The sequence below is a fragment of the Actinoplanes sp. NPDC051411 genome, from assembly GCF_040682075.1.
Lineage (GTDB): Bacteria > Actinomycetota > Actinomycetes > Mycobacteriales > Micromonosporaceae > Actinoplanes.
This window is the reverse complement of record NZ_JBFBAD010000001.1, coordinates 127,548-151,524: the sequence shown is the minus strand read 5'-3', so window position 1 is coordinate 151,524 and position 23,977 is coordinate 127,548. Positions and strand designations below refer to the sequence as shown.

Sequence of the window (23,977 nt, the reverse complement as noted above, 5' to 3'; positions counted from 1 at the left end):
TCGGGGCGCACGACTGTCCGAAAGGGTCATTCGCCGATCGACGAGATCGGCCGGATCGGTCCGCCAGATACTTTCAGACATCCGTGACGCCGCCATGGAGATCGCTCTGAGCAGCTATTGCCGTTTCGCAGCAGCCGACCGCCCCGCGGCGGCCGGCCCGGTCGCGCCCGGGGTGCCGTCGTGAAGGACGACATCTTCGGCCGCGAAGCCGAACTGGCCACCATCCGGCGGGCGCTGGAGGACACCGCCGCCGGCGCGGGCGGCTGCCACGTGCTCACCGGCCCGGCCGGCATCGGCAAGTCGCGGCTGCTGCGGGCGGCCGGCGACATCGCCGACGAGCTGGGCATCGCGGTCGCGGCCCGGGAGGCGTTCAAGCACGACCTGGCCGCCCCGCTGGTCACCCTCGCCGGGGCGCTGCGCAACTGCAGCCCGCCGACCGGCGAGTTCGGCTGGCTCGGCCGGCCCGACCGGCACGTCGACTCCTACCTGGTGCTCGAGCAGCTGCGGGCCTCGCTGGAGACCTTCGCCGCCCGCCGGCCGCTGCTGATCGTCATCGACGACGCCCACTGGATGGACGAGCTGAGCGCGCTGGCCTTCCGCGAGCTGGTGCCGGCGCTGGAGTCGTTCCCGGTCCGGTGGATCTTCGCGGCCCGCGACGGGCAGAGCGACTCGACCGGCCACGACACCCTCGACTGGCTGAGCCGGCGGGGCACCGAGCCGCTGCGGCTCGACGTGCTCGGCGACCCGGCGGTGGCCGCGCTGTGCGCCGAGCGGGTCGGCACCGAGGTCGACAACACCGTGCTCGCCCTGGCGGCCGGCTGCGGCGGGAACCCGCTGCGGGTCGAGCAGCTGGTCACCGCGCTGCGGCGGACCGGCCAGCTGGTGATCAACAGCAACTCCGCGACCGTGATCGGCGACGATCTGCCGTCCAGCTTCGTCAACACGGTGCGCGACATCCTCGACAGCCTGAGCGCCGACACCCGGCTGCTGCTGCAGGCCGGTTCGGTGCCGCTGCGGCCGTTCGGCATCGAGGCGGCGGCCCGGCTGATGCGGCGCGACCCGGCCGAGCTGTTCCCGCTGATCGACGAGGCGACCGCGGCCGGCCTGCTGACCGAGGAGATCGACGGCCTGTCGTTCAAGCACGACCTGGTGCGCCAGGCCGTCTACAACGGCCTGCGCCGGGCGGTCCGCGAGCAGCTGCACCGCGACGCCGCCGCGATCGCCCGCGACGAGCACCGCCCGGCCCGCGAGGTCGCCGAGCACCTGCTGCAGGGCGGGCGTTCCGGCTCGGCCGAGGCGGTCAAGTCGCTGCGGGACGCGGCGGCCGAGGTCGCGGCGGTCGCCCCGGCCACCGCGGCCGACCTGATCCTGCACGCGCTCGGGGCGATCGGCGAGCACGACCCGCAGCGGCCCACCCTGGCCGCCGAGGCGGTCGGCCTGCTCGCCTCCGCCGCCCGGGTCGCCGAGGCCCGCACGCTGGGCGAAGAGGCGCTGCGGGCGGGCCTCGACCCGGAGAACGAGGCCGCCCTGCTGCTCGGGCTGGCCGAGGCGTGCAAACACGCCGGGCACAACCGGGCCTCGGTCGAATACGCCGACCGCGGCCTCGGCCTGCACGGCATCTCGGACGGGCTGCGGGCCGGTCTGCACGCGATCCGGGCCCATGCCCTGGTCTATGTGGACGATCTGGCGGCCGCCGACGCGTCCGGCGCCGAGGCCGACCGGCTCGGGCGCGCGGGCGGCGAGCACGGCGCCGCGGTCTTCGGCCGCACCGCGCGCACCCTGGTCGCCCAGGCCGAGGGCCGGCTGGACGACGCGTACGCCCATGCCCGGGCCGCCACCGACCTGGCCGACCGCAGCGGCGGCGCCGCCCGGCACCGGCATCCCCGCATCTGGCTCGGCAGCGCCCTCACCTCGCTCGACCGGCTCGACGAGGCCGGCATCACGCTGCGCCGGGGCCGCGAGGAGTCGGAACGGCTCGGCGTCAACTGGGCCCAGCCGCTCTGGCACTACTACAACGCCGCCCTGCTCAGCGCCCGCGGCCGGCTCGACGAGGCGGCGGCCGAGGCCGATGCCGGGGTCAGCACGGCCGAGGCGCAGACCGCCAACCAGCTGGCCGTTCCGCTGCTCGGCTCGCTCGTCCGCCTGGCCGTGCTCCGCGCCGACCTCGAGACCGCCCAGAGCTGCCTGGCCCGGATGCGCCGGTTCACCGAGCGGGGCATCACCGCGGCGCCCGAGGACGTGCTCTGGCCGCAGGCGCTGCTGCTCGCCGCGACCGGGGCCCCCGACCAGGCGGTCGCGCTGGTCGCCGGACTCTACGACGCGATGCCGGCCCGGCCCGCGCTGCTCGCCGCCGACCCCGCCGCGGCCGGCCCGCTGGTCATGCTGGCCCTGTCGGCCGGCGACCGGGCCCGGGCCGCGCTGGCCGCCCGGGCCGCCCGCGAACTGGCCGGCCGCAACCCGGCCTCCCGCTCGGCGGCCGCCGCGGCCGACCACGCGGAGGGCCTGCTGCACGGCGATCCCGTACGCCTGCGGGCCGCGGTCGACGGATTCCGCGCCACCCCGCGCCCGCTCGCCCTGGCCGCCGCCCTGGAGGACGCCGCCGGGACCGGGGTCGACGCGGCGACCGCGCGGGCCTGGACCGACGAGGCGCTGGCCCTGGCCGTCGACTGCGGCGCGCGCCAGGCACAGGAGCGACTGGAGAGAAGGCGCGGCCCGGTCAAACGCAAACCGGCGCCACCGGCCTTCCTCCCGCAGCTCTCCACGGCCGAGCGCAACGTCGCCCTGCTGGTGGCCCAGGGGCTGACCAACGTCGAGGTGGCACAGCGGCTGTTCCTGTCGAAGCACACCGTCGACAGTCACCTGCGCAAGATCTTCTCGAAGCTGGGCATCGGACGCCGGGTGGAACTGGCCACCGTCGTCGCGCGGGAACGGGCACGAAATAGCTCGACTACGTGATGCGCGCGGGATAGTCGCCCGACGAGTATGTGCACCGGAGGTGCAATCGATGACGACGCCTGTCTTCCGCACGCCGGTGCTCATTGTGGGCGCCGGGGTGACCGGCTGCCTCCTGGCTCTCGAACTCGCTCATCACGGGGTGTCCACGGTGGTCCTGGAGCGGGCCGCGCGGCCACCCCGCCACCCCGACCTGACCCTGGTCGACGGCCGCAGCGTCGAGCTGCTGCGCCGGCTCGGCCTGGCCGACCGGGTACGCGCGGCGGCGGTCGACCCCACGTGCCCGGTCGACGTGCTCTGGAGCCGCCGGCTCGACCAGGCCCCGGTGCTCAGCTCCAACCTGCCGTCGCCGGCCGAGCTGTCCCGGGCCTACTCTCTGGCCACCGACGAGGACGCGCTGGTCGAGCCCCACCTGCTGCTCACCAGCGCCGACCTGACCTCGGCGCTGCTCGACGCGGTGCGCGCACACCCCCGGATCGACCTGCGCACCGGCTGGACCTGCACCGACCTGCGGCAGGAGCCGGGCGGCACGGTCGCGACCGCGCTCGACGCCGAGGCGGGCACCCGGCACCTGATCGAGGCGGACTACCTGGCCGGCTGCGACGGCGCGCACAGCACCGTACGCCGTTGCCTGGGCGTTTCGGTCGACGAACTGGAACCGGCCGGCCACCACCTGAGCATCGCCTTCCACTATCCGTTGGAGACCGGGCCGCGGGAGACCGAGAGCCCCGGCCCGACGATGATCATCGCGGGCGGCATCACGCTGAGCCGGCGTTCCCCGGCCGACGCCTGGGTCGCGCACGTGCCGCTCGAACGCGACGAGGCGGCCGCGACCGACCCGGCCCGCCTGCTGCGCGACCGGCTCGGCATCGACCTCGACGGCCCCGACCTGCTCGGCGTCGTCCAGTGGGATGACGGCCTCGGGGTGGCCAGCCACTTCCGGCGCGGCACGACGTTCCTGGCCGGGCAGTCGGCCCACCGGTTCCACCCACCGAGCAGCCGGGTCGACACCTGCGTCGGGGACGCGATCGACCTGGGCTGGAAGCTGGCCGCGGCGGTGCACGGCTGGGCCGGCCCGGCGCTGCTCGCCAGCTACGAGGGCGAGCGCCGGCGGCAGGCCCTGCTCGACCGGGAACTGCTGGTGCGGGCGGTCGAGACCCGGCGCCGGTTCGGGCGGCTGGCCGCGGGCGGGGCCTCGGCCGATTTCCTGGCCCGTTTCGTGCTCCAGGAGCCACCCCAGCTCGATCCGGCCGGCACGGCGGGCTCGGGGGCCTATCCCCGCTCCCCGATCCTCTGGCAGGAGACACCGGGCCTCCGGTCCGCGCGCCGGGGCGTACGCCCGGGGGTGCGGCCGCCGGCCGTGCGGCTGGCCGGCGGCGAGCCGCTGCTCGACCGGCTCGGCCCCCAGTTCACGCTGGTCGACCTCACCGACCAGGCGGCCGGCAAGCCGCTGGTCGCGGCGGCCGAGGGGCGGGGCATACCGATGACCTATTTCGGACTCGCCGACGCCGCGGTCCGCGCGAGCTGGGCCAGCCGCCTGGTGCTGATCCGCCCGGACCAGCACGTCGCGTGGCATGCCGACCGGTCACCGTCCGATTGGGAGGCCGTTCTGGACGTGGTCACCGGCCGCCATCCCCAACCATCCGACCGCCCCGCCCGCCGCCCTAAAAACGACTGAAGGCCTTTATCGCGTGAACACGTGATGCGGCAGTGCCCCTGCTCCAGACAGTCTCTACATCGCTGGACCGGTCACAACCCGAAAGGGACAGGGGCGATGTCAACGACGATCGAGGACCTGAGCTACACCGTCATCGGCAGGTGGCACCGCCGGCTCGCCGACAACAAGTCACCGCGGCGCAATCACTGGCAGACCAAGGTCGTCTATTACCAGGCCGTCGCCGAGCTGCTCGCCTCCCGGCCGGGTCACCCGCTCACCTGGAAGAGCGTGGTGGCGGCGGCCCGCCCGCGGGGCTGCCGCAGCACCTTCTACGAGGTGGCCGGGGCCCACGCCCGGCACCGCATGGTCGACGATCTGATCGCCGACAGCCGGCCGGACACGATGCAGATCGCGCTGCGCTACCTGCGTACCGACCCGGTCGAGCAGCTGATCGACGAGACCAAGGTGTGGTCGTTCTGGCCCTACCGGCAGCAGCTGATCGCGCGTCCGCTCGGCGGGGAGACCACCCACGAGTGCCTGGAGGCCGCGCTGATCGACGCGCTGACCGCGTGGGCGCGGCTCAATCCGGCGCTCGCGGCGGCGGTCGGCCACACGCCGCCGGCCTGCGCGGTCGAGGACCTGACCGTCCTGCACGACGGCCAGCTGGCCGGGATGCGCTCGGCCGGCCGCCTCACCGACGTGCTCCGGCACGCCGCCCGGTAAAGATCCTTCCGACGCCGGGTCACGCGATCGCGTGACCCGGCGTTTTTCCGTACCGGTCAGCCGGCCCGGACCAGGCGGATCGCGCTCCACGAGACGGGCGGGAGGGTCGCGCTCAGCACTCCCCCGTCGACGGTCACCCCGGCCGTGGGGTGCGGGACGATCCGGTCGGGATGGTCGACGGTGTTCACCGCGTACAGGTCCTCATCGGTGAGGGTCCACGCCTCCGCGACCGACATCGGGTGGCCGAACCCGGCGACCGGGACCGTCAGGTCCAGGCCCTCGGTGAGGTGGCGGTTGACCGCGAAGACCGTGAGGTCGCCGGTCTGCGGATCGTGGGTGGCGACCGCGTCGAGCAGCGGCACCTCACCGAAGCGGTCGGTGAGATATGTCGGCGCGCTGATCTCCACGCGCAGCACGTCGCCCTTGGCCAGCCGGGAGGTCAGCGCGAACGGGTGGAAGATCGTCTGCCGCCAGGCCGGGCCGTCCGGCTCGGTGCGGATCGGCGCGATGACGTTGACCAGCTGGGCCTGGCAGGCCGCGGTGACCCGGTCGCTGTGCCGGAGCAGCGAGATCAGCAGGTTGCCGACCACCACCGCGTCGGCCACGTTGTAGGTGTCCTCGATGACCCGCGGGGCGACCTCCCACTCGGTGGCCTGCTTGGCCTCGTGGGCGTCCTGGTACCAGACGTTCCACTCGTCGAACGAGATCATCAGCCGCTTGGCCGTCTTCAGCCGGGCGCCGACGCTGTCCGCGGTGGCGACCACGCTGTTGACGAAGTGGTCCATGTCGACCGCGGAGGCCAGGAAGCTGCCGATGTCGCCGTTGGTCGGCCAGTAGTAGGCGTGGGCCGAGATGTAGTCGACCGTGTCGTAGGTGAGCTCGAGGACCTCGGACTCCCAGGTCCCGAACGTCGGCATCGACGAGCCGGAGCTGCCGCAGGCCACCAGTTCGAGGTCGGGGTCGGCGCTGCGCAGGGCCCGGGCGGTCTCGCCGGCCAGCCGGCCGTACTCGTGGGCGGTCTTGTGGCCGGTCTGCCACGGGCCGTCGAGCTCGTTGCCGAGGCAGAACATCCGGATCCCGTACGGCTCGTCGGCCCCGTTGGCGCGGCGCTGTTCGGCCAGGTGGGTGCGGTCGGGGTGGTTGAGGTACTCGTGGACGTCGAGGGCCTCCTGTACGCCCCGGGTGCCCAGGTTGAGCGCGTACATGACCTCGACCCCGGCCTTGCGGGCCCAGCTCATGAACTCGTCGACGCCGACCTCGTTGGTCTCCAGGCTGTGCCAGGCCAGGTCGCGGCGCACCGGCCGGCCCGGGCGCGGCCCGACGCCGTCCTCCCAGCGGTAGCCGGAGACGAAGTTGCCGCCCGGATAGCGCACCACGGTCACGCCCAGCTCGCGGGCCAGGTCGAGCACGTCCTGCCGGAACCCGTCGGCGTCGGCGGTGGGATGGCCGGGCTCGTAGATGCCGGTGTAGACGCCGCGGCCCATGTGCTCGACGAAGCTGCCGAAGGTGCGGCGCGACACCGGTGCGACGGTGAAGCCCGGGTCCAGGCGGATCTGGGCATCGGTCACTTGAGACTCCCCACGGACAGCCCGCCCTGCCAGTACCGCTGCAGGGTCAGGAACGCGATGATCAACGGGATGATGGAGACCAGGGAGCCGGTGATGATCAGCCCCCAGACCGAGGTGCCGCCGCCGTTGTTGCTGCTGGCCAGCTGCTCCCAGAGGCCGATGCCGACGGTCAGCGGGTAGAGCTTGGAGTCGGACAGCATGGTCAGCGGCAGGAAGTAGTTGTTCCAGGTGGCGACCACCGACAACAGCAACACGGTGATCACGCCGGGCCGCATCAGCGGCAGCGCCACCCGGACGAACGTGCGCAGTTCCCCGGCGCCGTCGATGCGGGCCGCGTCGAGCAGTTCGTCGGGCACCGAGGCGGAGGCGTACACCCGCATCAGATAGACCGCGAACGGGCTGAGCAGCGACGGCAGGATGACCGCCCAGATCGTGTCGGTCAGCCCGGCGTTGCTCATCATCACGAACGTCGGGATGACCAGCGCGGTCAGCGGCACCATGACCGAGCCGAGGACCAGGGCGAAAACGGCGTTGCGGCCGCGGAAGCCGAACTTCGCGAAGCCGTACCCGGCCAGCACCGAGATGATCGTGGCGCCGATGCCGCCGGTGGCGGCGTAGAGCGCCGAGTTGCCCAGCCAGTGCAGGTATTCGCCGTTGTTGTAGGTGAACAGGTCCTTGAGGTTGCCGAACAGGTGGAAGCCGTGGAACCAGAGCGCGCCCGAGCCCGAGAACAGGCCCTGCGCGTTCTTCGTGCTGGCCACGACCAGCCACCAGACCGGCACCAGGAAGTAGCAGATCAGGGCGAGGAGCAGAAGTTTCGCCCAGACATGGCGGGGCGGGCTCACGTGAACAGGCTCCCTCGTTTGCGGGTGGCGAACATGAAGATGCCGACGGCCAGGAACACCACGAAGCCGAGCGAGAACGAGATCGTCGACGCGTAGTTGAACTGGGCGTAGGTGAAGGCCAGGTTGAACGCGTAGATGTTGGGCGTGAAGTCGGGCGTGACCGAGCCGTTGGCGATCGGCCCGAGCACCTGCGGTTCGGTGAAGAACTGCAGGGTGCCGATCAGCGAGAAGACGATGATCAGCGCGAACGCCGACGAGATCATCGGAACTTTGATCTTGAATGCGATCTGGCGGCCGGACGCGCCGTCGATCCGGGCCGCCTCGTAGATCGTCGAGTCGACGCTCTTCAGCGCGGCGTAGAGGATCACCATGTAGTAGCCGGACCACTGCCAGGTCACGACGTTCAGCAGGCCGTAGAAGATGTTGCCGTGGCTCAGCAGGAACGGGGCCTGCACGTTGAACAGGCCGGAGATCTGCTGCAGCGGGCCGAACGACGGGCTGTACAGGAAGCCCCACATCAGCGCGCCGATCACGGCCGGCACCGCGTACGGCAGGAAGATCATCAACCGCGAGAAGCGGGCCAGCCGGCCGGTGACCTCGTCCAGCACGAGCGCCGCGATCAGCGCGACGATCATCTGCAGCGGGATCACGACCAGGCTGAACCGCACCACCAACCACAGTCCCTTGAGGAACGACGGGTCGGTGAACGCGCGGGTGTAGTTGTGGATGCCGGCGAACGTCGTGCCGGTCGCCAGGCCCTTGGTGTAGAGGCTCAGATAGCCCGCGTAGACCAGCGGCGCCACCAGGAACGCGGCGAACACCACCAGGAAGGGCAGGATGAAGAGCCACCCCACGGCGCCGCGCCGGGAAGATCCCGACGCGGCGCCCTTCCGTACGTCGTGGGCCGCGCCGGCGTCCGCCGGAGCCGATTCGATGATCGCCATCGTCAACTGACCTTGAAGCCCTGGCTCTGGGCGTATTTCACGATGATCTGCTGAAGGTCGGTGGCCGCCTGGGCGCCGGTCGTCTTGCCCTGGTTGATCTTCGCGATCTGGGCCTGGAGCTGGGCGTAGTAGTAGACCGTGAACGGGCTGTAGGTGAAGCCCTTGTACGCGTTCTCGGCCGGGATGTAGATGTCCTTGTTGGCGGTCTGCCCGCTGAAGAAGTCGACCTTGGCGTTGACGAACGCGTCCGACTTCAGCACGTTCTGGTTGAGCGGGAAGATCGTCTGGGTCTGCCAGCCGTCGGTCAGCGAGGGCTCGTCGGCGTACAGGCCCTTGGCCACTTCGGCCGCCGCCTTCTTGTCGGCCGCCTGGTTGGTCACCGCGAAGGTGGAACCGCCCCAGTTGACCGAGACCGGGTTGGCCGGATCCCACTGCGGCAGCGGCGCGACCGCGAACTTGCCCTTCTCGGCGCCCTTGCCGACGCCGGCGCCGGTCAGATAGCCGGGAGCCCAGGCGGCCGAGATGTAGGTCGCGTACTTCCCGTTGACCACGCCGGCGATGTAGTCGGTGGTGAACTGGTCGACGGTGCCGACCTCCTTCTTGGTCGCCAGGTCGCCCCAGTAGGAGAGCACGTCCTTGGTCGCCTGGTCGTCCAGCTTGACGGTGATGTTCTGCTTGTCCTGCAGGTCGTAGACGAACGGGTTCGCGCCCTTCTGGATCATCAGGGCGGTGGTCGCGGCCGGCACGTTGCTGCCGAAGTCACCGAACGCCGGGCCGCCGGCCGCGTGCACCTTGGCCGCGTCGGCGGCGTACTCGGCCCAGGTCTTGGGCGGGGTGATGCCGTACTTCTTGAAGACGTCGGTGCGGTAGATCATCGCCATCGGGCCGCCGTCGATCGGGATCGCGTAGACCGCGCCGCCCTGCGAGACGTCCTTCCACGCGCCGGCACTGAAGTTGGCCTTCACGTCGTTGGCGCCGTACTGGCTGAGGTCGACCAGCGCGCCCTGGATCTCGAAGCCGACCAGCTGGTCGGCCTCGAGCATGACCACGTCGGGGGCGCCCTTCTTGGCCGAGATCGCGGTCTGGAACTTGGCGTACTCCGGCGCTCCCTGCCCGGCGACGGTCCAGCAGACCTGCACGTCGGTGTGGGCGTTGTTGAAGTTGTCGACGACCTTGGCCATGTTCGGGTACCAGGCCCAGACCGAGACCCGGGCCGCGTCCTCGTGAACGATCTTGTTGGTGCAGTTGGTGGGCTTCGGCCGGTCGGCCGACGCGTTGTCCTTGCCGCCCCCGCAGGCGGCCAGGCCGGCTACCAGGGAGAGGGTTCCGGCGATCGTCATCAACTGGGAAATTCGCATACTTCCGGCCTCCATCGGGGCCTCGGCGGAAGCGCTTCGACGGGCATGCGTCATTACGGCGCGTCACTGAAGGTGGGCCGCCGTCGCGCTTGGGTGATGTCATTGAAGAGGGGGAGGGGGAGCTCACCACTCGCCGTGAAGTGTGGGGTAGATTCCGATTGCAGCGCTGCAAAGGACTATGCCCCGGCCGTTCGGCTCTGGCAAGAGGCAATCCCGCGGAAATACCGTCGTTACAATCAGCCACACCTCTGGGAGGCGCGGGATGCGCGAAACCACCTTGCGCGACGTCGCCGATCTCGCCGGAGTCTCGCCCCGCACGGTCTCCAACGTCGTGAACGGCTACGCCAAGGTCACCCCGGCCACCCGGGCCAAGGTGGAACAGGCGATCGCCCAGCTCGGCTACCGGCCCAACGTGCTCGCCCGCAACCTGGCCAACGGGCGGTCCGGGCAGATCGCCGTGGTCGTGCCCTATCTGGACACGCCCTACTTCGCCGAGCTGCTGCAGGCGATCATCCCGGCGGCCCGCAAGGGCGGCTACAACGTGCTGATCGACCAGACCGACGGCGACCCGCGCCACGAGGGCGAGCTGATCGGGCGCGGCTCGCGCGGGTTCCTCTTCGACGGGATGATCATCAGCCCGCTCGGCCTCTCCCAGGACGACCTGGCCGTCCGCGACAGCACGCTGCCGCTGGTCGTGCTCGGCGAGCGGCGGTCGGACGGCGTCTTCGACCACGTCGGCATCGACGACGTGGCCGCCTCACGGGACGCGGTCGACCACCTCATCTCGCTGGGGCGGCGGCGGATCGCGGCCATCGGCGACCAGCCCTACCCGACCGGTGAGGCGGCCCAGCGGCGTACCGAGGGATTCCGCGAGGCGCACGCCTCGGCCGGGTTGCCGGTCGACGAGTCACTGATCATCGGCACGCCACGGTTCAACCGGATCGACGGCGCGACCGCGATGGCCGCCCTGCTCGACCGGGACGACCCGCCGGACGCCGTGTTCTGCTACAGCGACCTGGTCGCCTCCGGGGCGATCCACACCCTGCTGGCCCGGGGCGTCCGGGTGCCCGAGGATGTCGCGATCATCGGCTACGACGACATCGAGGACGGCCGGTACGGCCGGCCGACGATCAGCACCATCTCGCCCGACAAGAAGGCGATCGCCCAGATGGCGGTGGAACGTCTGATCATGCGGATCGGCAGCCGCGAACCGGTGGCCGGCGTGGAACTGCTCGCCCGACACCGGCTTATCGCCCGGCAAAGCACCCTGGGCGGAGCCGCTATGACATAACCGTTCGGTCAATCCCCTGGTGTTGTGCGTCACCACTAAGTTGCGTGACATAGGGACGTCCCGGCATCAGAAGGGTTGACATGGGCGGTAGTGCGACGGCTTCGGTCGTCGGAGGAGTGTTGCTGATCGTCATCCTGGCGGTAATCATCTGGATCATCGCGGCGTACAACCGGCTGGTCCGGCTGCGCAACCAGGCCGACGCGTCCTGGGCTCAGATCGACGTGCAGCTCAAGCGGCGTTACGACCTGATTCCCAACCTCGTCCAGACGGTCCAGGGCTACGCGGCCCACGAGCGCGGCACCCTCGACGCCGTCGTGGCGGCCCGGGGCAACGCGATGAACATGTCGCAGGGCGGCGGCCCGGCCCAGCGTGCCGAGGCGGAAGGCATGCTCACCCAGGCACTCGGCCGGCTCATCGCGGTCGCCGAGGCCTATCCCGACCTCAAGGCCAACCAGAACTTCGCGGCCCTGCAGATCGAGCTGGCCAACACCGAAGACAAGATCGCGTACGCGCGGCAGTTCTTCACCAGCGCGGTCCAGTCGTACAACAACGCGGCGCAGACCCTGCCGACCAACCTGATCGCCGGCCTGGGCGGCTTCCGCGCCCGCGAGTTCTTCCAGGCGGCCGGCGAGGAGCGCGGTCCGGTCCAGGTGCGGTTCTGACCCGGCGATGATCGATCTTGTGGCGGTCGCCGCCACGCTTGCCGTCTGGTCCGGAATCTACGCGATGTGCCGGGTGGCGACCCGCCCGGCACTGCCGCCGGCGGCGCCGGCCACCATGGACCTCGGCCCGGAGTCGCCGGCCCTGGTCAGCTTCCTGGTCGGCCGGTGGTCGCTGACCGAGGACGCGGCCGAGTCGACGCTGCTCGACCTGGCCGCCCGCAAGTTCTTCGAGCTCCGCCAGCCCGGGCTCGACCCGATGCAGACCACGGTGCACGTGCCGGCGGTGGCACCGGACGCGAGCGGTCTGCGGCCGTACGAAAGTCAGGTGCTGAGCCGGATCCGCGGCCTCGCCGTCGGCGGGGTTGTCCCGATCACCGCCCTGACCTTCCGCAACGAGGCCGAGTCGAAGTCGTGGAACTCGCGGCTGCGCACCGCGGTGGTCGACGAGGCGCGCGCGGCGGGCCTGTCCCGCCGGCGCTTCGGCAAGGGCGTCGTCACCCTCCTGGTGTTCTCGGCCGCGGCGGCCGGCGTGATCATCGGCCTGGCCGCGGTGCACTACGGCCTCGGCCGGGCCGACGACGACAAGCCGGGATTCGGCGCGGGCCTCCTCGCCTTCGGCATCCTCTCGGCGGTCGCCGGGCGGGCGATGGGCGAACGGGACACCCCGGCCGGCCGCGAGGTCGCGGCGCGCTGGCTGGGCGTACGCGACTGGCTGCGCGGGCACGACCAGTTCGACGAGCTGCCGCCCGCGTCGGTGGCGATCTGGGACCGCTACCTGGGTTACGGCGCGGCGGTCGGGGCGACCCGGCTCGCCAGCGCGGTGCTCGACCTCGAGATGGGCGACAAGAGGCTGGTGTGGTCGTCGTTCGGCGGCACGTGGCACCGGGTGCGGGTGCGATATCCCTCGTTCTGGCCGCGCTACGGGCGGCCCACCTCGTCGCAGGTGATCCGAGGGCTGATCGTCGCGGTGGCCGGCGGGCTGTTGCTGCGGTTCCTCTCGTCCTGGTCCCCCCTTCCCGGTCTGGTGCTTCTCCTGTTCGGCGTCTACCTGCTCATCCGGGCGGGCCTCGACCTGGCCATGACGCGGGAGATCACCGGCGAGGTGCTGTGGCGGGAGAACTGGAAGTCGCGCAGTGGCGGCGAGGACGAACCGCCGGTGCCGTGGCTCGACTACCTGGCGATCGACGACGGATCGGCCGACCGCACGGTGGCGTGGGGTGTGCCGATCGCCTCGGCAACGTCCTGCCACGACGGTGACACGGTGACCGTGGCGGTCCGGCCCTGGTCGCGCCGCGTGGTCACGCTGACCGTGGTCGGGCAGGGCCGCACCCGCGACGTCACCCCGGTCGCCCCGGTGGCCCCGGCGGCGTCGGTCGCCGTTCCCGAACGGCCGTCGCTGTTCCCGGCCTCCGACGTCGCCCAGATGTTCGGGCGCGAGGTCACCGCCTCACCGATCCCGTGGGGCACCCACTACTGCGCGGCCGACAACGGCAAGACGCTGCTGATGGTGCAGTCGGTGTCGGGCATGGGCGGCCGGCTGGCCTGGCGCCTCAACTCCTCCCGGGGCGTCGGGCACCCGGGCGGCTTCTTCATCAACGGCGACATCGGCGTCTACCGCACCGGCGACACCACCGTCGTCGCCAACCTGACCGGCGACGGCCGGGTCGCCCGGGCCGCCCTGCCGTGGCTCATGGAGCAGGCGACGCACCGTCTCCGAACCTAGAAACGCCGGGGGCGAGGCGCTGGGTCGTGCCGTCGGGGAGGGTTGCGTCGGCGGTGCAGCCCGGTGGGACGGTTACGGTCAGAACGAAGGCGGGGTGGGCGTCCCAGCGGACCTCGATGCGGCCGTACGGGGAGTCGTGCACCGCCTCGGCCCAGGTGAGGCCGCCGCCCGGGTGCGGATGCACGCGGAAATGGCGGTAGGCCGGCTCGACCAGTCGTAGGCCCGCGACGTACCGGTGGAGGAACGAGACGACCGCGCCCTTGGCGTAGTGGTTGAGCGAACCGTGGGCGACCCCGTCGGCGTCGACGCCGTTCCAGTGTTCCCACATCGTCGTCGCGCCGCGGTCGATCATCGTCAGCCAGGAGGGTTCGGTGTCCTGGAACAGCAGGTCGTAGGCGACCTCGTCGTGGCCGGTGTCGGCCAGGACGGGCAGCAGGTGCGGGGTCGCCAGGAAGCCGGTGGCCAGGTGGGTGCCGGCCGAACGGATCAATGTCACCAGACGGCGATCCGCGCCATCAGCCCGGCCGAGTAGGCGAGGTAGGCGGTGGCCACGTCGCTGTGGTCGGCGTCCGGGGACGGGTGCTCCTCGACCCCCGGGACCAGCCACTCACCCCAGTGGAATCCGCTGTCCCACAGGAACTCCTCGTGTGGCGCGGGAACGGTCCGGGCCGGGTTCCGCCGGGTGCGGGCCATCCGCGCGGCCCGGCCGATCCAGGCCTCCATCGCCGGCCACATCTCGGCCAGGATCCGCTCGTCGCCGTACTGCCGGTAGAGCTCCCACGGCACGATCACGACCGCGTCGCCCCAGCCGGCCGAGCCGTTCAGCCAGGCCATCGGCGACTCCGGGCCCTCGGCGGGCGGGCACGGGCTCATGTTCGCCACCGTCCCGTCGGCCCACTGGTCGGCCGCCACGTCCCGCAGCCACTTGGTGCTGACCGCAGCTCCGGGCCGTCATAGGCGATCAGCAGGCTGCGGTCGCTGTCGACCCGGCCGGTGTCCCAGCCGTTGCTGGTCCGGATCCGGTACGCCTCCTGCCGCGCCACACCCTCAGGCAGCCGCCACGAGAACCGGGGCGCCGCGGTGTGAATGCCCAGCGGATGATCCAGGTGTTCGACGCGCAGCCCGCACGGGATCACGGCCGCACCACGTGCTCGTACGTCCCGAAGCGCGCCGCCCGCGCGTCGATCTCGCCCCGCGCCTTGGCCTGAGCCGCCGCGGTCTCCTGGATCTCGCGGGCGTGCGCCCGCTTCTCGGCCATCGAGATCACCGACGTGGTCAGATCCGTCCACCGGATCGTGCTGTCCGCCCACTCCCCCGTACTGCCGCAGGTCGCGCAGGTGACCGCGGTGCCGTTCAGCTCGACGACGCTGAGGTGGCACATCGGGCACAGTCCCGGCGGTCCCAGATAGCGCACGTCGTCGAACGCCACCCCGAGCTGCGACGCCACATTGCCGCCGAGCCGCGCCGCGCGCTCCAGCGCCGCCTCGTCGAGCAGGATCGACCGTGGCGTGCCGGCACCGCCGTACGCCACCTGGTCGACCACCGCCATGTGCATCGAGAACACGGTGGTGTGCAGCAATGGGAGAGCCAGCGTCTTCCACTGTGGAGTGAGCGAGCCGCCGACCGCGATCAGGCCGGCTACCCGCGGCTTGAGCACCCGCTCGTCGACCCGGAACGGGACGGCCGGCTCGGCGCCGCTCCGGCGGACCTCGACCAGGTGCTCGATGATCGCGGCGTCCGCGTTCGGCCCGAGCAGGAAGTCGATCACCGTCTTGAGCCGGGCGGCGACGGTGCGGTTGATGATCGGTGTGCTTACGATCAGCCCGTCGCACTCGACCAGCCGCTCCCAGAGCCACCACCGGTGGTCGTCGGTCGTCAGGTCGGTCAGCCGGACCAGTTGCGCGTCCCCGGCCGCGCGCAGCGCCGCGGTCAGCAGGATCTCGGCGCTGCCGCCGGGCTGGCCGCAGCCGAGCCCCAGAACCTTCATGGGTGTGCTCCTCGGGACAGGATCTCGACCAGGTTGCCTTCCGGGTCGGCGACGAACGCCATCCGCACGCCCGGCTCCGGCGACGGCCGCGGCGTCATCACCGGTCGCGCGCCGAGCCCGACGAACGCGGCGCAGTACCAGTCCGCGGCGCTTTCCAGGCTCCGCACGCAGAGCCCGGCGTGGTCGAGGCGCGGCTCAGCCATGGACGTTCAGCCCGGCCGCGTCGGCGGTCAGATAGGACGCGAAGATGCCGTCCGGATCGCGCCGCGCCCGGATCTCCTCCAGCCGCCGGAAGTTCTCGCCGGAGAGGAACCGGTCCTGCCGCCGGCTGAAGTCGGTGTCCCCGAGATAGACCCCGGCGCCGTGCCGCGCGATGTCCGCCGTCCGCGCGTGCACCCACTCCCGGTACCGCTCGTCGTCGGCCGGGTCGGAGTAGATCGCGTAGGTGGCGATGTAGACGTTGCCCTGCACCGAGAACGCCATGTCGGGCAGCTCCCGGTCGGGCGCCCAGCCGTACCAGATCGAGAATGAGTGCTCGGTGTCCAGCTCGCTCCAGAGCCGGCCCAGCAACGCTTCCAGGACGCCGGCCGGCGCGTCGGTCCACGTGCAGTCGACGGCGTACCGATGAGCCGAGGGGCTCTGGGTGTCCTGCGCCGCGCACTCCTCGGCCAGTGAGGTCGGCCCGGTGATCTGGCTGAGTTCCTTCCCGGCCAGCGGCCCCTCGGCGAACACCCGCAACAGCTCGGTGGCCTCGTCGTCCGAGCCGGCCATGACCGTGGTGTGCAGCAGGAGCGTGAGCTCGCCGGGCAGCCGGGTCGCCGCGAGGACCGGCTCGATCCGGCGGTCCAGCGCCGGCAGCAGCTCGTGCAGCCAGGCCAGCAGGACCGGGCCGTCGCCGGGGCGGAACGTCCGGGTGTCGTGCCACATGACGGCCGGAGCCTCGTACGTCCGGAGGTGGAACGCGGTCACGATGCCGGGGAAGCCCGGGCCGGCACCGCGAGCCGCCCAATAGAGGTCGCTGTGCTGGGTCGCGTCGGCGCGGACGAGCGAGCCGTCGGCGGTGACCACGTCGACCGCCACCACGCTCTCGCAGGCCCAGCCCATCCGGCGGCCGTTCCAGCCCTGGCCGCCCTGCAGCAGATAGCCGCCGAGCCCGACCGACGGGCAGTGGCCGCCGGGGAACGCGCGCCCGTGCTCGGCCAGGAACGGGGACAGGTCGAGGCCGCCACGCACCGCCGGCCCGGCCACGACCACGCCGGTCGTCTCGTCGTAGTCGAGCCGGTTCAGGCCGCCGAGGTCGATCAGCAGCGCGTCGTCCCGCAGGCTCCACGCCGCCCAGGAGTGGCCGCCCGATCGGACGCTGACGGTCAGGTTCTCCGCGCGGGCGAGGCGCACTCCGGCGGCCACGTCGCCGGCGTTCTCCGCGAGCAGGATCGCCGCCGGGTAGCGGTCCGGGCGCCGGTCGTTGAAGATCCGGCCGGCCCGCGCCCGCTCATACCCGGGGTCGCCGCGGCGGATCATCCGGCGTCATGGGACTCGGCGAGGGCCCCGCCGCCGAAGTTCTTGTCGTGGTCGAGGGTCATCGCGTGGAACGGGTAGGCGACCTCGCGCATGTCCTTCTCGTACCCGCCGATCGCGGCGACCGGATCGGTTCCCCGGACCAGCTGCTCGACCAGCTTCTCGGCGTCACGCAGGGCCAGGTTGGCACCCATGCCGAGGGTCGGGAGCATCGCGTGCGCGGCGTCGCCGACCAGCGTGACCCGGGACGGCTCCCAGGTCCCGGCCGGCACGATGAAGCCGAACGGGATCATGAAGATCGAGTCGAGGTCCATCCGGCCGACGATCTCCGCGGCGGCCGGGTGCCAGAGGGCCACCGCCCGCCGCATCGAGTCGCGCAGCATCGCCGGGGTCTCGGCGGTCCACTCGGCCGACGGCGGCACCTCGGTGCCCGGGGCGACGCTGCACGACACCATCATGTACGGCCCGACCGGGTCGAGCGTGACGTCCGGCGCGATCCGCTTCGCCGCCTCGTGCACCGGCTGCCGCGGGTCGAAGACGCCGACCAGCATCCGGCTGCCGGCCCGGTCGACGGCGATCACGACGCCGTCCATCAGATTGGCCGGCACGATCTCGCGCAGCTCCGCGGTGAGCGGCACGCGGCCGTAGACGCCGATGCCCCGCACGCCGGCCGGGATGACCGGCACCTCGGGCAGCCGCTGGGTCCGGACGACGGAACGGATGCCGTCGGCGCCGACCAGCAGGTCGCCGCGGGCGATGCCGCCGCCGGCGAGCGTGACGGTCACCCCGTCGGCGTCCTCGGTGTAGCCGGTGACCGGGGCGCCGACCCGCAGCGCGCCGCCCAGGCGGGCACTGAGGATCTGGCGCAGCGTCCGGCGGTGCACCCCGGTGTGCGGGATCTCGCCCTCGTTCGGCGGCCCGAGGTGGGGCTGCGAGCTGAGCTCACCGAAGTGGTCGTGCAGCACGACCGACTCCCGCCGCTCGTAGGTGACCCGCGAGGTGGCCTGGTAGAGCGCGAACAGGTCGTCCGGCAGCAGCGCGCGCAGGGCCTCGCCGCCGAACGCGTTCATGTGCAGGTAGTAGCCCTGCTTGCGGTTGAGGTCGCGGTCCCGCTCGAAGACCTCGACGGTGTGCCCGCTCTTCACCAGTCCCTGGGCGACGCCGAGGCCGGACAGGCCGCCTCCGGCGATCAGCACGTGCAGCGGTCGGATCACGGCAAGACTCCTCAGTTCCACTCGGTTTCAGATGGAAAAGCTCAGATCGCGGCCGTCCCAGCCGCGGGCCGCCGCGGCCAGCCGGTCGTGCAGGCCGAGGATCGGCGGGCCGGCCCGGTGCAGTTCGATCGGGTGCGGGAAGAGCGTGCCGCCGGTGTACCAGGCGACGTGGACCGCGCCGGTCACCGCCTCGTGGATCGGCCGGCAGCCGGCGGCTTCCAGCCGCACGCCCTCGGCGGCCAGATCTTCGGTCACCCACGAGACGTGCCCGATGCGGTCAAAACCGATTCCGTACGCCGCGGCGAGGCTCCCGTCGATCGAGTGCACCTCGCCCAGTTCGAGCACGACCGGTCCCCACGCGGCGAAGGCGGCGGTGTGATCGAAGAACGCCGGGTCGGTGATCTCGGTGCCGTCGGCCATCCGGAACGTATCGAAGACGACGTGCCGGTGCACCAGGAACGGCCCGATGCCGAGCGTGCGGGCCGCCCGTTCGACGGCCGCCGCCAGGTCCGGCACCCAGTATCCGAAGTGATGAGGCGCGGGCACGCTCAGCCGCCCCGGTGTTGCCGCACGAGCCGGGCGTATTCGGCCGCGCTCGGCTTCGGTGTCCGCGCGAACGTCGCCCGGTCGACCTCGACCAGGCCGAGCTTCAGCCCGTAACCGAAGATCCACTCGAAGTTGTCGAGCAGCGTCCAGTGCAGGTATCCGAGCACCGGCACGCCCTCGTGGATCGCCTCGTGGAGGCCGGCCAGGCTGGGTTCGAGGAACGCCGCCCGGCGGGTGTCGTCGTCGGTCGCCCGGCCGTGCTCGGTGACCAACACCGGGACGCCGGTCTCGGCGTGCACGTAGCGCACCGCGTTGCCCAGTGACGACGGGTGGACGTCCGAGAACAGCGGGCCGTCCCCGGCCGGGAGCAAACCGTCGGCGTCGTAGCGGGCGCGTTCGTAGTTCTGCACCCCGACGAAATCGTCGTCGCGGGCCAGGCGCAGCCACCGGGCGTACACGTCGTTTCGTTTTCGATCTCTGATCTTGGTTTCGCCGACCGCCTGGTCGTCGACCACCGCCAGGCTCAGCCCGACCGGCAGATCGGGGCGGCGGGACCTGATCGCCGCCCGGCCGGCCCGGTGCGCGGCGGCCATCCCGTCCTCGAGCGCGTCGAACTCCTCGGGCAGCGCGACGTTGGCCAGCCGGTAGCGCTCGACGCCGGCCGCCCGGCCCGCCGCATCCAGGGTGGCGCGTTCCAGGTCGCGGACGGCATCCGGGATCGGGGCCCAGGACAGCAGCCGGGGCAGGTTCGGCTCGTTGAGGGTCACCGCGTAGGCGATCGACTGACCGATGTGGTCGGTCAGCACGCCGCAGTAGCGCGCGAACACCTCCGCCGAGCCGGGATCGAGCCACCCGCCGCGCCTGGCGAACCAGTGCGGGGCGGTCATGTGGTTGTACGTCACCACCGGCGCCAGGCCCAGTTCGAGACAGCGGTCGACGATCGCGGCGTAGTGGTCGAGAGCCGCCTCGGCGAACTCCCCCTCGACCGGTTCGACCCGCGCCCACTCGACCGAGAACCGGTACGCCGACAGGCCCATCCCGGCGACCAGGTCGAGGTCGTCGCGCCAGCGGTGGAAGCCGTCGCAGGCCGGGCCGGACGGTTCCCGGAAGGCGGTCGGCGTGACGTGCTCGGCGAACCACGTGTCGCTGGTCGTGTTGCCGCCCTCGGTCTGATGCCCCGACGTCGCGACGCCCCAGAGGAAGCCCATCAGAACATCGACCCCCGCGCCCCGGTGATCCAGCCGACCAGCTGGTCGTTGTCGGTCTCCGCGGTGGCCACGTCGGCGACCTTGCGGCCCCGGTTGAGCACCACGATCCGGTCGCACACCCCGGCCGCGAGCGGCAGGTTGTGGGTGACCAGCACGCAGGCCACCCCGTGCTCGGCCATCCGCCGGATCAGCGCCTCGACCTGCCGGGTCTGCTCGTAGCCCAGCGCGGCGGTCGGCTCGTCCAGCAGCAGCACGCCGTTGCGGTCGCCGGTGACCCGGGTCGCGGCCCGGGCCAGCGCGACCACCTGCCGCTGTCCGCCGGAGAGCATCTCGACCGGGCGGGTCACCACGGCCGTCCGCACGCCCAGCCGGTCGAGCTCCTCGGCCGCCCGCCTGCGCTGCGCCTTGCGGTCGACGAACCCGAGCCGGCCCAGCGGACCCTTGCGCAGGATCTCGCGGCCGAGGTTGAGGTTGGTCGCGATGTCCTGGGCGTCGACCAGCGCGAGGTCCTGATAGACCATCTGGATCCCGGCCGCGGTGGACCGGCTCGGCGAGCTGAACACGGTCGGCTCGCCGTGCACCAGGATCGTGCCGCTGGTCGGCTGGTGGACCCCGGACATCACCTTGAGCAGCGTCGACTTGCCGGCCCCGTTGTCGCCCAGCAGGCCGGCGACCTCGCCCGGGTGCACCGCGAAGTCGATGGCGTCCAGGGCGCGGACATAGCCGTAGTGCATGTCGATGCCGCGCAGCTCCAATGCCCGGGCCATGGCTACCTCTTTCCGCTCTGCGCGGCCGCGACCAGCCGCCGGGAGACCGTGGTCGACACCCATTTGTCCAGGCTCAGCGAGGCCAGCAGCAACAGGCCGGTGACCGCGGTGGCCCAGTACGGCTCGATTCCCTTGATGGTCAGCCCGTTCGAGATCGTGCCGAGGATCAGGGCGCCGACCAGCACCCGCGGCAGCGATCCCCGGCCGCCGCTGAGCGAGACCCCGGCCAGGGCCACCGCGGTGAGCGCGTTGAAGATGATGCCCGGGTTGGCGGCCGGGTTGGCCTCGGTCACCAGCGCGGCCGTGACCAGCCCGCCGAGCGCCGCGCAGAACCCGCTCACCACGAAGCCGAGCACCCGGTAACGGTCGGCGTGGATGCCGGACCGCCGCACCGCCTCGGCGTTGCCGCCGACCGCCATCAGCCGGATGCCGTCGCGCGTGCGGGTGAGGAACGCGGTGCCGGCCAGGAACAGCGCGGCCACGACCCAGACCGGGGCCGGAATCCCGGCGAAGCGGTCGGTGCCGAGGAACGTCAGCCCGGTCAGGCTGGGGATCGTGTATCCGCCGGCGAGCGCCGCGGCCAGCCCGGACAGCACCGACAACGACCCGATCGTGACGATGATCGGGTTGAAGCCGCGCAGCGCGATCAGCCCGTTCGCCAGCCCGACCACGACGCCCACCGCGAGCCCGGCGAGGATCCCGAGCCACACCGGCAGCCCGTGGGTCATCAGCCATCCGCAGACGCAGCCGGCCATCGCCGCGGTGCCCGGGATCGACAGGTCGAGCGCGCCGCAGATCACCCCGACCGCAATGCCGGCCGCGAAGATGGCGGTCAGCGCGGCCGCGTTGGCGATCAGGATCGCGTTGTCCAGGCTGGCGAAGTACGGACGGGCCCACACGCTGAAGCCGGCCAGCAGCAGCACCCAGAGGACCAGGATGCCGCGGTCGCGGGCGAAGATGAGCCAGCGGACGCCGGCCGGGTCCTTCTCCGGCCCGGCGGTCGCGACCGGCGTTTCGGCAGTCACCGTCATTCCTCAGTCCTTAGCCGTCAGGACCTTCTGCGGAACGATCAGCACCTGACCGTTCGCCTTCGGGTCGGCCCGCATCCTCACCAGCGTGTCGAACGACTGGGTCATGTCGGCCTGGAACTGCAGCGCGACCGAGGCGTAGATCTTGCCGGTGGTGACGTTCTTCAGCACCTCGTCGTTGCCGCCGAAGTCGGTCACGCACCGCGGGGTCTTGCCGGCGGCGGCGAACGCGCCGATCGCACCGAGCGCGCCCTCGTCGTTGGACGCCAGCACCGCGCTCAGGCCGGGCTTGCCCTGCAACACGTTGCCGACGTCGGTCTGGGCGCCGGCCCGGTCCTTGGCGATCACGCTCTGCACGATCGTGGCTCCCGGCGCGGTGGCCTTGAGCGCGGCCGCGGCGGCCTCCTCGAACTCCTTCTTGCCGGCCTGCCCCTCGGAGCTCTGGGCGGCCAGCACGTCGGCCCGGCCGCCCATCTTCTCGTTGACGCAGTTGCCGAGTTGCTCGCCGAGGGCCTTGCCGCCGGCCGCGTAGTCGACGTAGTCGAAGGTGATGCCCGGCTGCGGGCCCGCGAACCCGTATTCGTCGGGGCGGCCGTTGACCAGTAGCGGAATGCCCTTCGACTGGGCCGTCCTGATGATCGGCAGGATCGACGGCGGTGCCACCGCGATGATCCAGCCGGCCCCGGCCCGGCCCGAGCTGAGCACCTCGTTGAGCTGCTGGGTCTGCGTGCTCGAGTCGAAGTTCGGATCCTGGACGATGACCTCCCAGCCCTTGCCGCTCGCGTAGCCCTTCACGCCCTCGGAGAGTCCCTTGAGCGCGGGCGGGGCGAGCGAGAGCGGCGAGAAGACCAGGGTCTCGGGGAGGGCCGCGGCCTGGCCGGCGGCCGATCCGCCGGAATCCGAGGCGTGGCTGCAGGACGCCAGCACCAGCAGAGCGACTATGGCGCCCGCGGGGCGTGTGGGGTGAATTCTCACGGCCGGACTCCCGACTTTCACCTAGTGAAAACTACTTTCGGTGTTGCATGCGAGAAACGTAAACGACACCCGGAAGGATGTCCATGGCTAATTCCAGGAGCTCTGCAGGCCGTGGACCAGCGCGACCATCGCGTCGTGGGCCGGCGTGGCCACCCCGATCCGGCGGCCCTCGGCGGCGATCCCGCCGTTCAGCACGTCGACCTCGGTCGGGCGCCGGGCCAGCACGTCCTGCAGCATCGACGGCTTGTGCCGGAACGCCTCCCGGATCGCCTCCTCGACCGCCTCGGCCGGGTCGCGGGTCAGCACGATGCCGGCCGCCGCGCAGACCGCGCGCGCCTCGTCGATCAGGATCCCCACCTGGGCCCGCAGCGCCGGATCGGTGCAGACCTGGCCGACGGTGAGCCCGGTCAGCGCGGCCAGCGGGCTGGTCGCCGCATTGAAGACGACCTTCGTCCATTGCGGACCACGAGCGTCCGCTACCGCGTGGGTCCTCAGGCCGCCCTCGTCGAGCAGCCCGGCCAGCAGCGCGATCTCCTCGGCGGACGCCGGTTTCGGCTCGAACGGCCCCAACCACGAGTCGCCCGGAGCGTCGTAACGGACGGTCCCGGGAGCGGTGACCGCGCCGGCCGTGACGATGGTGCCCCGCATGACCCGCGGCACGAACTCGGCGATCAGCTCCTCGTTGCCGATCCCGTTCTGCACGCTGACCACGGCCGCGCCGGCGAGTGCCTCCCTCGCGGCTTCGACGGCGCCGCGGGTGTGCAGCGACTTCGTGGCCACGATGCCCAGGTGGCAGCGCGGCAGCTCGGCGGCGCTCGCGCGGGCGTGCACCGGCGCGGTGAAGTCGGCCTGGCCGGTGACCGTCAGACCGCCCGCTTCGATGGCCTCGACGTGCTCGCGCCACGGATCGACCGCCCAGACCTCGACGCCCGGCACGCGGGCCAGGTGGGCGGCGTAGAGGCTGCCGATCGCGCCGCAGCCGAGCACCGCGATCCGGGTGTCGCTCATGGC

The 23,977-nt window shown here is 71.9% G+C and carries 23 protein-coding genes; 6 read left to right on the top strand and 17 right to left on the bottom strand.

From position 1 onward, the window contains the following. Positions 1-180: 180 nt before the first annotated feature. The 3 genes from AB0M88_RS00660 to AB0M88_RS00650 all read left to right on the top strand — a co-directional run bounded on the left by AB0M88_RS00660 (position 181) and on the right by AB0M88_RS00650 (position 5,332). Positions 181-2,955 carry an AAA family ATPase gene (locus AB0M88_RS00660; RefSeq protein WP_364093348.1) on the top strand — a complete coding sequence of 925 codons (2,775 nt, stop codon included), beginning with the start codon at positions 181-183 and terminating at the stop codon, positions 2,953-2,955. A gap of 49 nt (positions 2,956-3,004) precedes the next feature. Beyond that, positions 3,005-4,630, top strand: coding sequence for an FAD-dependent monooxygenase (locus AB0M88_RS00655; RefSeq protein ID WP_364093345.1), 1,626 nt, complete (start codon positions 3,005-3,007; stop codon positions 4,628-4,630). Positions 4,631-4,726: 96 nt separating this feature from the next. Beyond that, complete coding sequence (locus AB0M88_RS00650) at positions 4,727-5,332, top strand: hypothetical protein (protein ID WP_364093342.1); 606 nt, start codon at positions 4,727-4,729, stop codon at positions 5,330-5,332. 56 nt (positions 5,333-5,388) lie between these two features. Here AB0M88_RS00650 and AB0M88_RS00645 read toward each other — a convergent pair whose 3' ends face one another. Genes AB0M88_RS00645 through AB0M88_RS00630 form a run of 4 tightly spaced genes read right to left on the bottom strand, consistent with a single transcriptional unit; the run spans position 5,389 to position 10,047 of the window. Next, positions 5,389-6,900: an alpha-N-arabinofuranosidase gene (locus tag AB0M88_RS00645; RefSeq protein ID WP_364093341.1), complete on the bottom strand. Its 1,512-nt coding sequence runs from the start codon at positions 6,898-6,900 to the stop codon at positions 5,389-5,391. Beyond that, complete coding sequence (locus AB0M88_RS00640) at positions 6,897-7,745, bottom strand: carbohydrate ABC transporter permease (RefSeq protein WP_364093339.1); 849 nt, start codon at positions 7,743-7,745, stop codon at positions 6,897-6,899. Before AB0M88_RS00640 ends, AB0M88_RS00645 begins: the two co-directional genes overlap by 4 nt. Beyond that, the gene (locus tag AB0M88_RS00635; protein ID WP_364093336.1) at positions 7,742-8,689 is read right to left on the bottom strand and encodes a sugar ABC transporter permease; all 948 of its coding nucleotides are present in this window, start codon (positions 8,687-8,689) and stop codon (positions 7,742-7,744) included. Before AB0M88_RS00635 ends, AB0M88_RS00640 begins: the two co-directional genes overlap by 4 nt. A gap of 2 nt (positions 8,690-8,691) precedes the next feature. Then, positions 8,692-10,047 (bottom strand): extracellular solute-binding protein, encoded by a 1,356-nt coding sequence (locus tag AB0M88_RS00630; protein WP_364093333.1) that lies wholly within the window; start codon positions 10,045-10,047, stop codon positions 8,692-8,694. Between the two features lie 262 nt (positions 10,048-10,309). Here AB0M88_RS00630 and AB0M88_RS00625 point away from each other — a divergent pair, with 262 nt between their 5' ends. The 3 genes from AB0M88_RS00625 (at position 10,310) to AB0M88_RS00615 (ending at position 13,723) form a co-directional block, all read left to right on the top strand. Beyond that, a complete protein-coding gene (locus AB0M88_RS00625; protein WP_364093330.1) occupies positions 10,310-11,338 on the top strand; it encodes a LacI family DNA-binding transcriptional regulator in 1,029 nt (342 codons plus the stop codon). Between the two features lie 80 nt (positions 11,339-11,418). Continuing rightward, entirely contained in the window at positions 11,419-12,000 is a 582-nt protein-coding gene (locus tag AB0M88_RS00620) for a LemA family protein (protein ID WP_364093327.1), read from the top strand. Between the two features lie 7 nt (positions 12,001-12,007). Further along, the gene (locus tag AB0M88_RS00615) at positions 12,008-13,723 is read left to right on the top strand and encodes a hypothetical protein (RefSeq protein ID WP_364093324.1); all 1,716 of its coding nucleotides are present in this window, start codon (positions 12,008-12,010) and stop codon (positions 13,721-13,723) included. Here AB0M88_RS00615 and AB0M88_RS00610 read toward each other — a convergent pair. The 13 genes from AB0M88_RS00610 to AB0M88_RS00550 all read right to left on the bottom strand — a co-directional run bounded on the left by AB0M88_RS00610 (position 13,689) and on the right by AB0M88_RS00550 (position 23,974). Then, positions 13,689-14,219, bottom strand: coding sequence for an alpha-L-rhamnosidase C-terminal domain-containing protein (locus AB0M88_RS00610; RefSeq protein ID WP_364093321.1), 531 nt, complete (start codon positions 14,217-14,219; stop codon positions 13,689-13,691). The two genes, AB0M88_RS00615 and AB0M88_RS00610, sit on opposite strands and share 35 nt — an antisense overlap. Continuing rightward, a complete protein-coding gene (locus AB0M88_RS00605) occupies positions 14,216-14,605 on the bottom strand; it encodes a hypothetical protein (protein WP_364093510.1) in 390 nt (129 codons plus the stop codon). The genes AB0M88_RS00610 and AB0M88_RS00605 overlap by 4 nt, the downstream gene beginning before the upstream one ends. Beyond that, positions 14,593-14,859: a hypothetical protein gene (locus AB0M88_RS00600; protein WP_364093319.1), complete on the bottom strand. Its 267-nt coding sequence runs from the start codon at positions 14,857-14,859 to the stop codon at positions 14,593-14,595. The genes AB0M88_RS00605 and AB0M88_RS00600 overlap by 13 nt, the downstream gene beginning before the upstream one ends. Further along, on the bottom strand, positions 14,856-15,710 hold the full coding sequence (locus AB0M88_RS00595; RefSeq protein ID WP_364093317.1) for an NAD(P)H-dependent oxidoreductase: 855 nt from the start codon (positions 15,708-15,710) through the stop codon (positions 14,856-14,858). The genes AB0M88_RS00600 and AB0M88_RS00595 overlap by 4 nt, the downstream gene beginning before the upstream one ends. After that, positions 15,707-15,913 carry a VOC family protein gene (locus AB0M88_RS00590; protein WP_364093314.1) on the bottom strand — a complete coding sequence of 69 codons (207 nt, stop codon included), beginning with the start codon at positions 15,911-15,913 and terminating at the stop codon, positions 15,707-15,709. The genes AB0M88_RS00595 and AB0M88_RS00590 overlap by 4 nt, the downstream gene beginning before the upstream one ends. Beyond that, positions 15,906-17,231: an FAD-binding protein gene (locus AB0M88_RS00585; protein WP_364093311.1), complete on the bottom strand. Its 1,326-nt coding sequence runs from the start codon at positions 17,229-17,231 to the stop codon at positions 15,906-15,908. The genes AB0M88_RS00590 and AB0M88_RS00585 overlap by 8 nt, the downstream gene beginning before the upstream one ends. Beyond that, the gene (locus AB0M88_RS00580; RefSeq protein ID WP_364093308.1) at positions 17,228-18,442 is read right to left on the bottom strand and encodes an NAD(P)/FAD-dependent oxidoreductase; all 1,215 of its coding nucleotides are present in this window, start codon (positions 18,440-18,442) and stop codon (positions 17,228-17,230) included. Before AB0M88_RS00580 ends, AB0M88_RS00585 begins: the two co-directional genes overlap by 4 nt. Positions 18,443-18,469: 27 nt before the next feature. Beyond that, complete coding sequence (locus AB0M88_RS00575) at positions 18,470-18,988, bottom strand: VOC family protein (RefSeq protein WP_364093306.1); 519 nt, start codon at positions 18,986-18,988, stop codon at positions 18,470-18,472. A gap of 2 nt (positions 18,989-18,990) precedes the next feature. Continuing rightward, positions 18,991-20,196: a family 1 glycosylhydrolase gene (locus tag AB0M88_RS00570; RefSeq protein WP_364093303.1), complete on the bottom strand. Its 1,206-nt coding sequence runs from the start codon at positions 20,194-20,196 to the stop codon at positions 18,991-18,993. Beyond that, entirely contained in the window at positions 20,196-20,963 is a 768-nt protein-coding gene (locus AB0M88_RS00565) for an ATP-binding cassette domain-containing protein (protein WP_364093300.1), read from the bottom strand. Before AB0M88_RS00565 ends, AB0M88_RS00570 begins: the two co-directional genes overlap by 1 nt. Positions 20,964-20,965: 2 nt before the next feature. Beyond that, positions 20,966-21,994, bottom strand: coding sequence for an ABC transporter permease (locus AB0M88_RS00560; protein ID WP_364093298.1), 1,029 nt, complete (start codon positions 21,992-21,994; stop codon positions 20,966-20,968). A gap of 3 nt (positions 21,995-21,997) precedes the next feature. Then, positions 21,998-22,966, bottom strand: coding sequence for a substrate-binding domain-containing protein (locus tag AB0M88_RS00555; protein WP_364093296.1), 969 nt, complete (start codon positions 22,964-22,966; stop codon positions 21,998-22,000). Between the two features lie 87 nt (positions 22,967-23,053). Continuing rightward, positions 23,054-23,974 (bottom strand): 2-dehydropantoate 2-reductase, encoded by a 921-nt coding sequence (locus tag AB0M88_RS00550; RefSeq protein WP_364093295.1) that lies wholly within the window; start codon positions 23,972-23,974, stop codon positions 23,054-23,056. Positions 23,975-23,977 lie beyond the last annotated feature (3 nt).